Annotated in this window: 15 protein-coding genes; 3 read left to right on the top strand and 12 right to left on the bottom strand. The window is 40.5% G+C overall.

Annotation, left to right across the window (positions count from 1 at the left end; all coding sequences use genetic code 11):
• Positions 1 to 99: 99 nt before the first annotated feature.
• The 9 genes from ADI86_RS03775 to ADI86_RS03735 form a co-directional block, all read right to left on the bottom strand.
• On the bottom strand, positions 100 to 1,056 hold the full coding sequence (locus tag ADI86_RS03775; RefSeq protein ID WP_049531851.1) for an ABC transporter permease: 957 nt from the start codon (positions 1,054 to 1,056) through the stop codon (positions 100 to 102).
• Positions 1,057 to 1,058: 2 nt separating this feature from the next.
• Entirely contained in the window at positions 1,059 to 2,117 is a 1,059-nt protein-coding gene (locus ADI86_RS03770) for an ABC transporter permease (protein ID WP_033683459.1), read from the bottom strand.
• Entirely contained in the window at positions 2,110 to 3,645 is a 1,536-nt protein-coding gene (locus ADI86_RS03765; protein ID WP_033681960.1) for an ABC transporter ATP-binding protein, read from the bottom strand. Before ADI86_RS03765 ends, ADI86_RS03770 begins: the two co-directional genes overlap by 8 nt.
• A 143-nt stretch (positions 3,646 to 3,788) precedes the next feature.
• Positions 3,789 to 4,841 (bottom strand): BMP family lipoprotein, encoded by a 1,053-nt coding sequence (locus ADI86_RS03760; protein WP_049531850.1) that lies wholly within the window; start codon positions 4,839 to 4,841, stop codon positions 3,789 to 3,791.
• Positions 4,842 to 4,930: 89 nt separating this feature from the next.
• On the bottom strand, positions 4,931 to 5,320 hold the full coding sequence (locus ADI86_RS03755) for a cytidine deaminase (RefSeq protein ID WP_049531849.1): 390 nt from the start codon (positions 5,318 to 5,320) through the stop codon (positions 4,931 to 4,933).
• Positions 5,307 to 5,969, bottom strand: coding sequence for a deoxyribose-phosphate aldolase (deoC, locus tag ADI86_RS03750; RefSeq protein ID WP_049531848.1), 663 nt, complete (start codon positions 5,967 to 5,969; stop codon positions 5,307 to 5,309). Before deoC ends, ADI86_RS03755 begins: the two co-directional genes overlap by 14 nt.
• 19 nt (positions 5,970 to 5,988) lie before the next feature.
• Positions 5,989 to 7,266, bottom strand: a complete 1,278-nt coding sequence (locus tag ADI86_RS03745; RefSeq protein WP_049531847.1) for a pyrimidine-nucleoside phosphorylase — start codon at positions 7,264 to 7,266, stop codon at positions 5,989 to 5,991.
• Complete coding sequence (locus ADI86_RS03740; protein ID WP_080983165.1) at positions 7,263 to 7,853, bottom strand: methyltransferase; 591 nt, start codon at positions 7,851 to 7,853, stop codon at positions 7,263 to 7,265. Before ADI86_RS03740 ends, ADI86_RS03745 begins: the two co-directional genes overlap by 4 nt.
• Positions 7,854 to 8,060: 207 nt before the next feature.
• Positions 8,061 to 8,468, bottom strand: a complete 408-nt coding sequence (locus ADI86_RS03735; protein WP_049531845.1) for a hypothetical protein — start codon at positions 8,466 to 8,468, stop codon at positions 8,061 to 8,063.
• A gap of 200 nt (positions 8,469 to 8,668) precedes the next feature.
• On the opposite strand from ADI86_RS03735, the gene coaA reads away from it, so the two are divergent.
• The 3 genes from coaA (at position 8,669) to ADI86_RS03720 (ending at position 10,470) form a co-directional block, all read left to right on the top strand.
• Entirely contained in the window at positions 8,669 to 9,589 is a 921-nt protein-coding gene (gene coaA / locus ADI86_RS03730; RefSeq protein WP_049531844.1) for a type I pantothenate kinase, read from the top strand.
• Between the two features lie 67 nt (positions 9,590 to 9,656).
• Complete coding sequence (gene rpsT, locus ADI86_RS03725; RefSeq protein ID WP_049531843.1) at positions 9,657 to 9,893, top strand: 30S ribosomal protein S20; 237 nt, start codon at positions 9,657 to 9,659, stop codon at positions 9,891 to 9,893.
• Between the two features lie 52 nt (positions 9,894 to 9,945).
• Positions 9,946 to 10,470 (top strand): DNA topology modulation protein, encoded by a 525-nt coding sequence (locus ADI86_RS03720; protein ID WP_049531842.1) that lies wholly within the window; start codon positions 9,946 to 9,948, stop codon positions 10,468 to 10,470.
• 25 nt (positions 10,471 to 10,495) lie between these two features.
• On the opposite strand, the gene deoD is transcribed toward ADI86_RS03720, so the two are convergent.
• The 3 genes from deoD to ADI86_RS03695 form a co-directional block, all read right to left on the bottom strand.
• Complete coding sequence (deoD, locus tag ADI86_RS03715; protein ID WP_049531841.1) at positions 10,496 to 11,206, bottom strand: purine-nucleoside phosphorylase; 711 nt, start codon at positions 11,204 to 11,206, stop codon at positions 10,496 to 10,498.
• Positions 11,207 to 11,842: 636 nt separating this feature from the next.
• Entirely contained in the window at positions 11,843 to 14,575 is a 2,733-nt protein-coding gene (locus ADI86_RS12510) for a thiol-activated cytolysin C-terminal domain-containing protein (protein ID WP_080983164.1), read from the bottom strand.
• 240 nt (positions 14,576 to 14,815) lie between these two features.
• Positions 14,816 to 15,625 carry a purine-nucleoside phosphorylase gene (locus tag ADI86_RS03695; RefSeq protein WP_049531840.1) on the bottom strand — a complete coding sequence of 270 codons (810 nt, stop codon included), beginning with the start codon at positions 15,623 to 15,625 and terminating at the stop codon, positions 14,816 to 14,818.
• Positions 15,626 to 15,712 lie beyond the last annotated feature (87 nt).

Genomic DNA, 15,712 nt, shown 5'->3' with positions numbered 1-15,712 from the left:
CACCAGCATAGCTGGTGGTTTTCTTGTTTTTCTCTACGAGAAAAACTGGCTTGAAGCCATAATAAAACGCCAGTTCTATACTGACGTTTTTTTGTATGCTTATTTTGATTTGATATAGTTGATACCATCTGCTTTTGGTGCAACTGCTTTTCCAAAGAAGGCTGCCAAGACAAGAATAGTCAAGACATAAGGTGCGATTTGAAGGTAAACCGCTGGCACTCCTTGTAGGAACGGCAATTGCGAACCGATAACGGCCAAACTTTGTGAAAGTCCAAAGAAAAGACTAGAAAGCATAGCTCCGATTGGATTCCATTTCCCAAAAATCATCGCAGCAAGGGCGATAAATCCAGGCCCAACAATAGTTGTCACTGAGAAGTTAACTGAGATGGATTGAGCATAAATCGCTCCGCCAATTCCACCTAGGAAACCTGAAATGATAACCCCTAAATATCTCATCTTGTAGACATTGATTCCCAAAGTATCTGCTGCTTGTGGATGTTCACCTACAGAGCGAAGACGTAGACCAAAGCGAGTTTTGAAGAGGATAAACCAAGCAAGGAATGAGAAGGCAATGGCCAGATAACCAAGAAGACTAGTTGACTTGAAGAAGATATCACCAATCACTGGGATATTTTCCAAGACTGGGAAATCAAAGCGTCCAAAAGTCTGACTTAGGTTGTCGGTTTGTCCTTTATTATAAAGCACTTTCACCAAGAAAACAGCCAAGGCAGGCGCCATCAAGTTCAATACCGTACCGCTGACAACATGGTCTGCACGGAAATGAACCGTCGCTGCTGCGTGGATGATAGAGAAGAGACCACCAACCAATCCTGCTACAAGCAAGGATAGCCATGGAGTTGCTGCCCCAAATTGTTCTGCAAATTCAAGGTTAAAGACAACTCCAGAAAAGGCACCCATAACCATAATTCCTTCAAGGCCGACGTTTACGACACCACCACGTTCAGAGAAAACACCACCGATACTTGTAAAGATGAGGGGTGCTGAGTAAATCAGCATAGAAGACACCAAGAGGGTGAGCAAGGTTGTAATAGACATCTTTACTTACCTCCTTTAACTTGTTTTTTCGGTTTGACAAAGCGTTCGATAAGGTAATGAACACTGACAAAGAAGATAATAGACGCTGTTACAATGCTGACAAGCTCAGATGGTACCTGCGCCGCATTCATACCAGGGGCTCCAACTTGGAGAACACCAAATAGGAAGGCTGCAAAGAGAATACCAATTGGTGAGTTGGCCGCAAGCAGACTAACCGCCATCCCGTTAAATCCGACAGCCAATGACGCCCCTTGAACATAGACGTTCTGGAAGGTTCCAAGTCCTTCAACAGCTCCACCAAGACCTGCCAAGGCACCTGAAATAATCATTGATAGGATAATAGTCCGTTTGGCAGAAATACCAGCGTATTCTGATGCGTGTGGATTAAGACCAACCGCACGGATTTCAAAACCAAGGGTTGTTTTCTTGAGCATGAACCAAATGACTGCAACGGCAATGAGAGCAAAGAAAATACCGATATTCATCCGCGAATTACCAGTCAACTCAGCCAACCAAGGTGTCTGATAGGTTGCATTAGCTCCAACACGAATGGTCGAATCTGTACTTTGCATGAAGTCTTTAGGGAAGGCATGGATAAAGGCATTTCCTACATACAAGACAATGTAGTTCATCATGATGGTCACGATAACCTCTGACGTCCCTAGATAGGCTCTAAGAATACCTGGAATCGCTCCGACAATCCCACCAGCAATTAAGGCAATCACGATAGTTGCTAGAATCATCAAGGGACGTGGCATATCTGGATGCGACAAGGCAAACCAACCACTGAGAATCCAACCTGCCAAAGCCTGACCAGGAAGTCCAACGTTAAAGAAACCTGCACGACTGGCAACGGCAAAACCAAGACCAATCAAGACCAAAGGCCCCATGGCACGGAAGATTTCACCAATCCCACGAAGACTACCAAAGGCTGTATAGAACAATTCCTCGTAGCCCCAAATAGCATCATAACCGAAGATCCACATGACAATGGCTCCGAGTAAAATTCCTAGGAAGACAGAAATCAAGGGAACCGAAATTTGTTGTAATTTTTTAGACATCACTCTTCTCCTTTCCCAAGTTTCCACCAGCCATCAAGACACCAAGTTCTTGTTTATTGGTTGTTTCTGGTGATACTATACCTTGAATCTTACCATCGTGGATAACGGCAATACGGTCTGAGACATTTAAAATCTCATCTAGTTCAAAGCTGACAACTAGAACAGCCTTACCATTATCACGCTCTTCAATCAAGCGTTTGTGGATATATTCAATGGCACCGACATCCAAACCACGAGTTGGCTGGCTGACGATAAGGAGATCAGGATCGCGATCAATTTCACGAGCAATAATTGCTTTTTGTTGATTTCCTCCTGAGAGTGCCGCTGCAGGAACAAATTCACTTGCAGCACGAACATCAAACTCTTCCATTAGCTTTTTAGCATAAGAAGTAATATTTGAATAGTTCAAAATTCCATTTTTACTATGTGGTTCTTTATAGTAGGTTTGAAGGGCAATATTTTCAGAAATCATCATTTCCAAAATCAAGCCATCACGGTGACGGTCTTCTGGAACGTGCCCAACACTCAACTCTGTAATCTGACGTGGGTGCAAGCCTACAATTGAATCTCCTTTTAGCTCAATGCTACCAGATTCGACCTTTCGAAGACCTGTGATGGCTTGAATGAGTTCAGACTGACCATTTCCATCAATCCCCGCAATACCAACAATCTCTCCAGCGCGAACATCCAAGGACAGATTTTTAACAGCTGGGACACCGCGATTTTCATTGACCACCAAATCTTTAATAGACAAGACCACTTCTTTTGGTTGAGAGGCTTGTTTCTCAGTTTTAAAGGAAACAGAACGACCCACCATCATTTCTGCCAAATCAGCATTGGTAGCCCCTGCAATTTCGACAGTTTCAATCGATTTCCCACGACGGATAACTGTAACGCGGTCAGAAACTGCGCGAATCTCGTCCAACTTGTGGGTAATCAAGATAATTGATTTGCCTTCTTTAACAAGATTTTTCATGATAGCCATCAACTCATCAATTTCTGATGGAGTCAAAACAGCCGTTGGTTCGTCAAAGATAAGGATATCAGCCCCCCGATAAAGGGTTTTTAAAATTTCTACACGTTGTTGGGCTCCAACTGAGATATCTGCCACTTTGGCAGAAGGATCAACAGCTAAGCCATAACGTTCAGAAAGAGCCTTGATTTCTTTGCTAGCTCCAGCGATATCTAATACACCATTTTTAGTTAATTCACTACCTAAAATGATATTTTCAGCCACTGTGAAGGCTTCTACCAACATAAAGTGCTGGTGAACCATTCCGATTCCCAAGCTAGCTGCTTTAGATGGTGAATCTAGATTGACAACTTGACCGTTGACCACAATTTCACCACTGGTTGGTTCAAGAAGTCCTGCTAACATGTTCATTAGCGTGGACTTACCAGCCCCATTTTCTCCTAAAAGTGCATGAATTTCACCTTTTCGTAAGTGCAGGTTGATTTTGTCGTTGGCAACAAATTCACCAAACACCTTGGTAATATCACGCATCTCAATGACATTTTCGTGTGCCATGTGCTCTTCCTTTCAGAGTCTTATTTTATTTCAATAAAACTTGCTAGTTTATCTAGTAGCAAGCTTTACTGAGACAAAATGACTTTGTCTCAACTCTTAAAAAAGCGGCCAAAGGCCGCTTCCTAAGAAATGACTTCCATCCATTATTTTTCAGGAACTTTTACGCTTCCATCAAGGATTTTAGCTTTAGCAGCTTCGACAGCTTTTTTACCTTCTTCTGAAAGGTTTGTTACTGCCAAGTCAACCCCTTTATCTTTCAATGAGTAAACGATCACTTGACCGCCAGGGAATTCACCTTTTTCTGCCTTGTTAGCAATATCTTTTACAGTTGTACCAACTTGTTTCAAAGTAGATACAAGAACAAAGTTTGATTCTTTGCCATCTTTAGAAGTGTACTTACCTTCTGCTACTTGGTCACGGTCAACACCGATAACCCAAACTTTTTCACTTTCAGGACGGCTTTCGTTCAATGATTTTGCTTCTGCAAAAACACCAGCACCTGTTCCACCTGCTGCTTGATAAACAACGTCCGCACCAGCTGCGTATTGTGCTGCTGCAATTGTTTTACCTTTAGCCGCATCACCAAATGAACCAGCGTAGTCAACTTGTACTTTGATAGATGGATCTACTGACTCAACACCAGCCTTAAATCCAGCTGCAAAACGTGAGATAACTTCAGACTCAATACCACCTACAAAACCAACTTGTTTTGTTTTAGTTGTTTTAGCCGCTGCAACACCCGCAAGGTAAGCAGCTTCGTTATCAGCAAATGTTACGCTAGCAACATTCTTTTGATCTTTAATCACATCATCAATCAAGACATAGTTCAAGTCAGTGTGGTCTTTTGCTGCATCTTTAACCGCATTGTTAAGGGCAAAACCAACACCGAAGATTAGGTTGTAACTTCCAGCCGCTTGTTGTAAGTTGTTAGCGTAGTCAGCTTCACTTGTTGATTGGAAGTAAGTGAAACCTTTATCTTTTGAAAGATTGTGTTCTTTACCCCAAGCCTGCAAACCTTCCCAAGCTGATTGGTTGAATGATTTATCATCAACACCACCAGTATCAGTGACGATTGCTGCTTTTGTCTTCACATCAGAAGATGAAGCTGCGTTACGAGAAGAGCGGTTACCACATGCAGCAAGTCCAACTGCTGCCACTGCAACTAGACCAAGGCCTAGCCATTGTTTCTTGTTCATTACTGAACCTCCTAAATAAGATGTGCAACGATGTTGCAAGTATGGATTGGTTGGCCACAAGGACCGTGCCACTCAGAGAGCGACTCAGACTAATCTAAGTCTGTAAAAGAGTATGGAAGTAATTCCCCGACCGTCATCTCGACCGTCGATTTATCTTTTGCGACTAAGGTCACTTTTAGATCTTGATTAAAAAATTCAGCCATCACTTGTCGACAAGCACCACATGGCGAGATTGGTTTTTCAGTCTGCCCATAGACAATCAATTCTGAAAACTCTCTTTGACCTTCGGAAACTGCTTTAAAAATCGCTGTACGCTCCCCACAGTTGGTCAAAGAATAGCTAGCATTCTCGATATTGACACCTGTATAAATGTTCCCATCTTTTGCTACTAGAACAGCTCCGACAGGAAAGTGAGAATAGGGCACGTAGGCTTTCTTGCTGGTTTCAATTGCTAGTTCAATCAACTCAGTAGTCGCCATCTGCCAATTCTCCTTTTAGAATTGCTACCCCAGCTGATGTTCCGATTCGGGTCGCCCCTGCTTCCACAAAGGCAAGAGCATCTGCATAAGAACGAGCTCCACCAGCAGCCTTGACTCCCATATCAGGTCCAACAGTTTCACGCATTAATGTAACATCTGCTACCGTAGCGCCACCAGTTGAAAAGCCAGTTGAAGTTTTTACGAAGTCAGCTCCAGCTTTTTGGGCTAATTGACAAGCCACAACTTTTTCTTGATCTGTCAGAAGGCAAGCTTCAATAATGACTTTCACTAACTTGTCACTACTTGCTTCCACGACTGCTCGAATATCAGACTCAACCAAGGCCAAATTCCCTGATTTAAGAGCCCCAACATTGATCACCATATCAATCTCATCCGCACCATTTTGGATAGCTTCTTTTGCTTCAAAAGCTTTCACGGCCGAAGTTGTTGCTCCCAAAGGGAAGCCTACTACTGTGCAGACCTTGACATCAGTGCCTTCAAGACCTTTTTTAGCATGTTCAACCCAGGTCGGATTAACGCAAACACTAGCAAAATCATACTCTCTAGCTTCAGACAACAAACAATCAATCTGATTTTCTGTTGCATCTTGTTTCAAAAGCGTATGATCGATATATTTATTTAATTTCATATTCGGATTCTCCTGCAGTTTATGAGATAATTTCTATAATTTCTCGTAAACTTTGCACCCTATCACTTATTTTAACACATTTTTGGAAATCTGTAACTAGTTGAGGTGAAATTTTTTCATTTGTGTATACTTTTGCAACAATTTCTCCCCTTTGAACAGAATCTCCAACTTTCTTTTCAAAAACAATTCCAGTTTCATAGTCCAAGGCATCAGATTTGACTGCACGACCAGCACCCAGTCTCATGGCATAAAGACCAAATTCCATAGCTGGAAGAGCTGAAATGACACCCGTTTCCTGGGCAGGAATTTCCACAACATGGTCCACATTAACAGGACGATAGAGATCTTCCAAATCTCCACCTTGGGCTTGGACCATCTCCTCAAACTTAGCCAGTGCTTGGCCATTCTCAAGATGTTGCTGAACTTCTTCAACTGTCTTGTCAACATTAGCCAAACCAAGCATGATTTGAGCCAATTCACAGATGAAGTGGGTAATATCCTGACGGCCTTGACCTTGTAAAATTTCCAGTGCTTCAAGAATTTCCAGACGATTTCCAATCGCTCGTCCCAAGGGCTGACTCATATCCGTAATCACTGCTACCGTCTTTCGACCAACAGCCTTACCAAGTTCCACCATGGTTTGAGCCAATTCACGCGCCTCATCAACCGTCTTCATGAAGGCACCCTCACCGACAGTCACGTCTAGCAAAATAGCATCCGCTCCTGCCGCAATTTTCTTGCTCATCACCGAACTCGCAATCAAAGGAATCGTGTCGACAGTTGCGGTCACATCACGAAGGGCGTAGAGAAGTTTATCTGCTTTTACAAGCTGGTCTGATTGCCCAATGACAGATACACCAATGTCCTGTACCTGACGAATAAAATCCTCTTGGGTGCGCTCGACTTGATAGCCCTTAATGGACTCCAATTTATCAATCGTACCGCCCGTATGGCCGAGACCACGACCACTCATTTTCGCGACTGGAACTCCAAAACTCGCTACTAAAGGAGCTAAAATCAAGGTCACCTTGTCACCAACACCACCCGTAGAATGCTTGTCAACCTTAACTCCTTCAATAGCGGATAAATCAAACTCTTGCCCAGTCTTGACCATCTTCATAGTCAAATCAGATATTTCTCGAGTCGTCATTCCTTTAAAATAAACAGCCATAGCAAAGGCAGACATCTGATAATCTGGAACAGTTCCTGACACATAGCCTTCAACTAGCCATTCAATTTCACTTGAAGTTAGTTCTTGACCCTCTCGTTTTTTTTGGATTAAATCAACTGCTCTCATTCTTTCACACTTCTAAGGATGTAGTATCCCTTATCTTTTTTGACGATTTCGCAATTGCCAAACACATCTTCCATCTTGGACTTGGCACTTGGAGCCCCTTGTTTTTTCTGGATAACGATTGTTAAATCCCCACCAATTTCCAAGAAATCTGTACTTTTCTCAATGATTTCATGAACCACTTGCTTACCTGCACGGATAGGAGGATTGGAAATGACATGGCCAAAATGTCCTTCAACTTGTTCATAGATGTTGGACTGGAAAATCGTCGCTTCTACCTTATTTCGTTCAGCATTTTGTCGCGCCAAATCCAAGGCACGATTATTAATATCGACCATGGTTGCCTGAACTCCATAAGCCTTAGCTAAGGACAAGCCCAAAGGTCCGTAACCACAGCCTACATCAAGGATAGTTTCTCCTTGGTTGACCTCAAGACACTTGAGCAAGAGTTGACTTCCAAAGTCAACCATTTTCTTGCTAAAAACACCCGCATCCGTCAAAAAGGTCATTTTTTGTCCCAACAACTCCACTCTTAACTCATGAATGTCGTGAGCAGCGTCAGGATTTTCTGCATAATACATTTTACTCATGAAACTATTTTACCATAATTTGACTTAATTTGTAAATCGTTTACAAATTGATAATAAAACGAAAAAGACTGAAGAAAGCTAGTCAAGAAGATCTTTTCGTCAATCTCTTTTAATTATTAGAAACGAATGATAAGTCATTGGAATCTATAAGATATCACAGTCCAGATAAAACAAAAAGCTTATCATCTATAATCGGGCGCATTTTTATTACGATTGCTTAACCTTAAAATACTTTATTATCAACAAAATCCCCAACAAAATGTTTAAATAAAAGCCCAACTGATAAGTTTGTGTCAGGATTTTCAAACTTGTCCAAAGTTGTATCAAATCTTCTAGTGACATGCGGAAGAAATAACCCTCTGTAGCAATCCATAGGACTAAAAAGAAATAACTACCAGCAGCAAGCCATTTCGTCCACCGTTTTTTTAGGAAGAAAGCAATCAAGAGCGAACAGATAAAGACAACTGTTACAATGGCATGATCCATCAAAAAAGTAAAACCGTAATAGGTTTCCACAAAGCGTCTACCATTATCCGCATTCGCCCCTTTTATAAAAGGTAGAGCAAAACTTAAAATAAAACAGAGCTCCAATATGTAACGTTTTAAGATTTTCATAGTACACCTCCTATAAGTTGTGAACTAAAAAGCTCCCTTTATAAGCTTATCAATCGGTAGAAACTATCTCCTACTTCATCAATAAACTGGTCATCCTCTATCTATCTCTATTATACGATATTGGCTTAATATCATCAAGAAACCGCTTTATTTTTTTAGTTTTTTATGGTATGATAGACAAAATATCTAGGAGAAAACAAATGACCAACGAATTTTTACATTTTGAAAAAATCAGCCGCCAAACTTGGCAATCTTTACATCGAAAGACAACCCCTCCCTTGACAGAGGAAGAGTTAGAATCTATCAAAAGTTTTAATGACCAGATTAGCCTGCAGGATGTTACCGATGTCTATCTTCCCCTAGCCCATCTCATCCAGATTTACAAGCGTACCAAGGATGATTTAGCCTTTTCAAAAGGGATTTTCCTTCAACGTGAAAGCAAATCCCAACCTTTTATCATTGGGGTTTCTGGGAGTGTTGCCGTTGGAAAATCCACAACTAGTCGCCTGCTTCAAATCCTACTCTCCCGTACGCTTACAGATGCTACAGTGGAGTTGGTAACGACTGACGGCTTTCTCTATCCCAATCAGACCTTGATTGAGCAAGGGATTCTAAATCGGAAAGGATTTCCTGAAAGCTATGATATGGAAGCTCTTCTAAACTTCTTGGATCACATCAAAAACGGACAAGATGTGGATATTCCTGTCTATTCTCATGAAGTCTACGACATCGTCCCTGAAGCAAAACAAGGAGTAAAAGCAGCTGATTTTGTGATTGTTGAAGGGATTAACGTCTTTCAAAATCCACAAAACGAACGTCTCTATATCACTGACTTCTTTGACTTTTCCATCTATGTTGATGCTGCAGTCGATGACATCGAGAGTTGGTATCTCGACCGTTTCTTGAAAATGCTGAGCCTAGCCCAAAACGACCCTGATAGCTACTATTATCGTTTTACTCAAATGCCGATTGGGGAAGTGGAATCCTTTGTCCATCAAGTCTGGACCAGTATCAATCTCACAAATCTACAAAATTATATTGAACCAACCAGAAATCGTGCGGAAGTGATTCTGCATAAAACAAAGAACCATGAAATCGATGAAATTTACTTAAAAAAGTAATTTTCCCTTGTCAAAACGTAAGTTTTCAGATATAATGGTATGGTTAGTAAATATGGAGGTAAGAACATTGGCAAACATTAAATCAGCTATCAAACGCGCTGAATTGAACGTTAAACAAAACGAAAAGAACTCAGCTCAAAAAACAGCTATGCGTACTGCTATCAAAGCTTTCGAAGCAAACCCATCTGAAGAACTTTTCCGTGCTGCTAGCTCAGCTATCGATAAAGCAGAAACTAAAGGTTTGATTCACAAAAACAAAGCAAGCCGCGACAAAGCTCGTCTTTCAGCTAAACTTGCTAAATAAGAAACAGTCCATAGAGACTGTTTTTTTGTCCTCAAATAGGAAAAGGTAGAAAATGAAAATCGCAATTATCGGATATTCTGGAGCTGGTAAATCAACTCTGGCAGAAAAATTATCTAACTACTACTCCATTCCCAAACTTCACATGGACACACTCCAATTTCAACCAGGCTGGGTAGACAGTGACCGCGATTGGATGTTAAAAGAGATGAGAGACTTTCTCACCAAACATTCTGATTGGGTGATTGATGGTAATTATTCTTGGTGCTATTACGAGGAAAGAATGCAAGAAGCAGACCAAATCATCTTTCTTAATTTTTCGCCATTAACCTGTCTCTTTCGAGCCTTTAAACGTTACCTCACATACCGAGGTAAAGTCAGAGAAAGCATGGCAGCTGGTTGTCAAGAACAATTTAATTGGGAGTTTATCAGATGGATTCTCTGGGATGGACGAACAAAAAATGCTAAGGAAAGATACCAAAAACTTTGCCAAGAATACTCACATAAAGTCACTATTCTTCGAAATCAAAGAGAGCTAGATCAATTTTTAGATAAGAAAAGGAAGTCCTCCAATTCATAAAGAAGGGCTTCCTTTTTTGCTATAATTATTCTGCAATCAAGGTTTCTAAACCAACCTTCATCATATCGGTGAAAGTATTTTGGCGTTCTTCTGCAGTTGTGTCTTCGTCTGGATTAACCAAACTATCAGAGATAGTCATGATAGCAAGAGCATCAACATGGTGTTGGGCCGCCAGATAGTAAAGTGCGGCTGCTTCCATTTCCACAGCCTTGACTCCCCATTTACCAATCTCGATGTTCTTTTCAAAGTAGTTTGAATAAAAGACATCAGATGACAAAACGTTCCCAACGTGGGTTGTCATACCGAGTTCTTTAGCGATATGGTAGGCCTTATCAAGCAAATCAAAGCTAGCGATTTGTGGGAAATCGTACTGTGGCCAGTCATTACGGACGATGTTTGAGTTAGTTGCAGCTGCCTGCGCCAAAACCAATTCACGAACGTGGACATCTTCATTCAAAGAACCCGCAGTTCCCACACGGATCAATTTTTTCACACCGTAGTCAACAATCAACTCACGCGCATAAATCGAAATAGATGGCATTCCCATCCCAGTTCCCATGACAGATACACGGTGCCCCTTGTAAGTACCAGTGTAACCAAACATGTTACGCACTTCGTTAAAACAAACAGCATCTTCAAGAAAATTCTCAGCGATAAATTTCGCACGAAGAGGATCCCCAGGAAGAAGAATTTTATCAGCAATTTCACCCTGCTGAGCAGCAATATGGATAGACATAATTTATGATACAAAGAGCGATCAGAAAACGACTGAAAATTAGGAATCTGACGAGAAATCCTGATTTCTCAGTCAGATTATCTATTTTCCGAGTTTTCTGCTCGTATTCAAATTAGAACACACGCTCTACCTTTCTTTATTAAATTTGATATTTAAAAAGATACCAAACCCGTTAAAAGCGAAGGGAAAATAGAAGTTGGGTGCAGTGAGTGATGCTCGCTAACCAGACTATCTTTTTCCCACTGCTTTTAGGGTGGGTTCAATTCCTTTCTTTTTAAATTTTGATTATATAGAAGAGAATAGCCCGGATTCAATTCAAGCCCGAACTACCCCTACTTTCTGATTTTTAGAAAAGTTTTCCGCTCGTGTTCAAATTAAAACACACACTCTACCTTTCTTTATTAAATTTGATATTTTAAAAGATACCAAACCCGTTAAAAAACGAAGGGAAAATAGGAGTTGAGCGCAGTGAGCGATGCTCGCTAGACCAATTATCTTTTCCCCACTGCTTTTAGGGTAAGTTCAATTCCTTTCTGTTTAATTTTGTTCTCTCTCAGAGAACTAGCTGAGTTCTGTTCAAGATCAGCTAGTGCTTTCCTATAAACTAGACAAACTAACTGTCATTGTACCATCAGATTACAAGACATCATCATCACTCACCTTAGAATTCAATGTTGTTCCCCAGTGAGTAATTTTGCGATGGGGTTGGGCGAGAAGAGGTATGTTGTCATAGATTGTTTGCCATCTATTCCAGATAAGACCTGTTCTTTTTTCGATCTTAATTCGAAGATTGCGCATATTAGACTTAATTGGGAGATTAAGGATAGAACCTGCGGTCTGATTGCGTCCATTCCCTTCCCAAGAACGACTTCGGACAACTGAATTTCCATCTTTATCTACTGTAACTTCTTCCCAAGATATTGAATAACGTGCAATATAAGCACCACTATGCTGAATAGTTAGATTTTTATCTTTTACAGGAGTGTAGTTTAACAGTTGTACAGGCTTAGAAGCTTGCGCAGTTACATTGTTTTTAGCTACAAATCGAAAAACTTCTACTTCTGCGAGGCTGAGAGCTTGATTTTTTTGACGCAATTGAATGCGAACACGGCGACCTAATTTACCATTCAACTGGAGATCTAAACTGCTTCCTTCTAAACGAGAAACATATTGTCTAGCAACTTCTGTCCCTTTTTCATCATATAAAATCACATCAAAGTCTGAGAGACGTTTAGAAAGTTCTCCATCCCCACGATTATGAAGGCGAACAAGTCCTACCTGTTCTGTACGACCTAAATCAACTTCCCACCAAGGTTGATTTTCAAATTTTGTATGGGTAATTGATTGCTGGCTATAACTACTATTGGTGTTGCCATCCAAGGCACGACTAGCATCTCCTCCAAAATCAGTAGAGCTTTGACGTGCTTGTTTTTTCCAAGCAATATTTTCAGCGCGAAAAACCTGAACTTCTGCAAGACTAAGAGCATTGTAACCATCTAACTCGATGCGTACAAAACGAGCTTTCTTATAATCAATTGAAATCTGAGCGGAACTATCTCGTAAGTAGGCAATGCGCTTTCTTTCAATTTCCTTTCCAGAACTATCCAAAAGAATCACATTAAAATTAGTCAGTCTATCTTGAGCAGCATCTGTTCGATTGTAAATATTAATCTGGCGAATCGTTTCTTCCTTATCTAAATCGACTTGCCACCAAGGTTTAGATTGAAAATCTGTATGAGTGACAGAATTATGTCCGTAATTTCCATCTAATTTCCCATCAACTGCTCTTCTAGCATCTCCTCCAAAAGCTGTCGAACTTTGGGTAACCCGTTTCCCTAGAGCTATATTTTCAAGAGATTCAGCGCTTGGTTGACTAGATGACAGAGGGACTTGTTGTTTCTTAAAGAAATAAACTTTGTCCAATTTTGGATCACGATATCCCTGTTTATCAAGCGTATCACGTTTTCCAATATTAAAATTAGGAATAGCATTCATTCTACTTTCAAAATAACCACGCGAACGGTGCCTGAAACTAGAGTTACCTGTAAAAGTTACAATATCACGATCATTATGAATCAAGGGAGTCACAACATTATCATTGTCAACCACATAATGCTTAATTTTTCCACTAACAGCTAATTTACGGCTTTCCAAACCAACATCCCAGAAACCATTCTTAGCATTCCAAATAGTTCGAGAAGTAATTACTTTAGGAGCGCTAAATGTCGTAACTTTTTTCAAAACATTATTATAAAAAGTAGGATATTTCTGATAGGCTTCAACTGCCGCTATTTGAGCTAAGTAGCCTCCTAAAGAATGCCCTGTCATATACAGATTGGTTATAGTGGAATCCTGCGTCAGTTCTTTTACAACATCACGGATATCATCCGCTTGTGCAGGTTTATTTCCTCCAAACAAAACAAAATCTGCACTTAAATCTTTCGCATCATTCAGTCTTGTTCCACGTATAGCCAACATTTGAACAGTATTGTCTTTCAAATAAGGAAGATCACTCTTAGTTTCAAACAAAAAAGCATCCATCCCACTTGCTGTATGATAAGCCTTTTTCATCTTCCAAAATGGTGCCAGTTCATTGTGCATCATTTTATATTCTTGACGATTCAAGTAAAGACTCGGAAATGGATTTTTATGATCTAGAATTTTTTCGATATAGTCATCATCTCGATAGGATAATTCCATAAAGAGAAGAGCATCTCGATCTGTAACATACCATTGTTTCTTATTATCATCTTCTCCATCCGCTAATCCATCCCCATCACTGTCTGCTAGTAATGGATGACTGTTATATCCTAGATAGTCCTTACCATCCTTACGATAAACATAAAGCTCATCCTTATTTTTGATACCATCCTGATCATCATCACCTTCTAAATCAAGGACTTTTTCACCATAAAGAGAATTGTCAAGCAGATCATTTTCTGAGTGCAGTTCTCCTTTTGAGATTTTCAAAAGATCTTCTGCTGTCACAGGACGAGAAGTTGTAGACTCATCCTTTAAATTTTCCTCTTTATTCACTTCTTCAGGAACTAGAGCAGGCTCTGTTTTATGAGATTCCAGCTTTTCTTCTTCCTTCTGATTTTTAAGGACTTCTTTTGTTTCTGGAGTTGGTTGGATAACTGCTACTCTTTCCTCTATAAGAGGTCTTTCCTGTTTTTTATCAGTATTTTCTAGTTTTGTCGGACCATCCGTTTCATTTACTACTACAGGAGTCTCATTTTGCACAACTGGACTTCCTTCATTGGCAGAAATTCCTGTCGGTGCTAAAAAAGCAAAGCCAACTGCAACAGATACAACTCCGATACTTAATTTTTTTATGCCAAAACGCATCATTCGTTGACCGATTTTCATTCTTTTTTTACTTTCTTTTATTTTCCCCTATTTGCCAATCAGATTACTAACCCTATATGCTATTTTGTTTTTACAAGTAATTTCTCATAATTGATAAATAAGCATGTGATAAATTTTTGCTAAAAATATAGTAGTTGATTAGATTTTTGTTCATCTTTTAATCACAACAAACCTAATCTTCTCTACTAAAGGTGATGAGAGCTAAAACCTTCCTCTCTAGTCTAATCCCACCGCCATTTTTTACAATTCAGCAAGAATGGCTTTTAGCAAGCCTTTGAAGTCGTCTTTGACACGTTCAGTTACTTCTACCACTTCCTCGTGGTTGAGTTCTTCTTGGAAACCAGCCGCAAAGTTAGTAATACATGAAATTCCTAGAACTTTCAAGCCTGAGTGGGATGCCACGATCACTTCAGGAACAGTAGACATACCAACTGCATCTGCTCCAAGTGTCTTATAGGCACGAATTTCTGCTGGTGTTTCATAAGTTGGACCAGTCACACCAATATAGACACCCTCATCAAGCTTGATACCAAGTTTTTTAGCCACTTCATGGGCAGTGGCACGGTATTCTGGTGTGTAGGCTTTAGAAATATCTGGGAAACGTGGACCAAAGTCATCCAAGTTTTCACCCATCAATGGGTTTTGCCCCGTCATATTGATATGATCTGAGATAGCCATCAAGGTACCAGGCCCATATCCGATACCACCAGCTGCATTGGTTACAATAACACCTTCACATCCAAGAACTTTCATGACACGTACTGGGAAAGTCACGACTTCCAGAGGGTTTCCTTCGTAGAAATGGAAACGACCTTGAAGAGCCAAGACCTTGCGACCTGCAAGTTCACCATATACCAATTTACCAGCGTGACCGACTACTGTTGAACGGCCCCAGTTTGGAATTTCAGCATAGTCTACTACAACTGGATTGTCGATTTCTTCAGCAAGTTCACCCAGTCCTGATCCAAGGATTAGACCGAACTCAGGCGTTTGGATCCCCTTGTCTTTCAGGAAAGCAGCTGTTTCATTGATTTTATCTAAAAATAGCATTGTGTGTCTCCTTTTTTAGTTTTTATACTCTTCGAAAATCAAATTCAAACCACGTCAGCGTCGCCTTGCCGTACTCAAGTACAGCCT

The organism is Streptococcus pseudopneumoniae, from assembly GCF_001074975.1.
Taxonomy (GTDB): Bacteria; Bacillota; Bacilli; order Lactobacillales; family Streptococcaceae; genus Streptococcus; species Streptococcus pseudopneumoniae_D.
This window is presented reverse-complemented; position numbering and strand designations above follow the sequence as displayed.